This window comes from Flavobacterium rhizophilum, assembly GCF_046000485.1.
GTDB lineage: Bacteria > Bacteroidota > Bacteroidia > Flavobacteriales > Flavobacteriaceae > Flavobacterium > Flavobacterium rhizophilum.
Genome location: NZ_JBELQB010000042.1, coordinates 1 through 618 on the forward strand (window position 1 = coordinate 1; position 618 = coordinate 618).

A 618-nucleotide genomic window follows, 5' to 3' on the forward strand; every position below is an offset into this window, starting at 1 on the left:
GTTTATTTCAGTATTAATAAGGTTAGTATCGCCATATAGCAAATAGTATGTTGAAAGGTTATCTGCAATACCTTCTACACTTGCGTTGGCATTTACATAGGTGCTTTCCATCTGGTTTTTCAGTTTTTCAAGTTCCCTGTCAGATATAAGCTCTGTTTGCAGTTTTACAATTTCTTCGTCGGCAGCAGCAAGCACATCCTGTGGTGTAAAGCCCGGCATTGGTATGCCGTATACAAAATATACGCCGTAATCTTCTTCGCTGTAGTTAAAGGCGCCAATCTGCATTGCCTTTTTCTCTTCGTCTACAATCCTTTTATACATCCTTGAGCTTTTACCGTCACTTAATATAGACGATACAAGGTCCAGCACGCGTGCTTCTCTTGTAGTCATGGCAGGTGTGCGGTAAGCAGCTACAATCATAGGTAGTTGTATGTTAGGATCCTCATACTTAGCCTTAATGGTTTGGGTTATAGGAGCCTCTTCAAATTTTTGATGTGTAATAGGTGTGCCTTTAGGTATGTTGGCATAATATTTTTCTACCCATTTTTTTGTTTGGTCTATATCAATATCTCCGGCAACAACCAAAACAGCATTGTTAGGGATATAGAATTTTTTATT

1 protein-coding gene is annotated in these 618 nt (G+C 38.8%); it reads right to left on the reverse strand.

All coding sequences use genetic code 11. The annotated features are described in order from the left end of the window. Positions 1 to 618: M16 family metallopeptidase (locus ABS768_RS17625; protein WP_408076255.1), on the reverse strand; the 618-nt coding region annotated here is incomplete at both ends.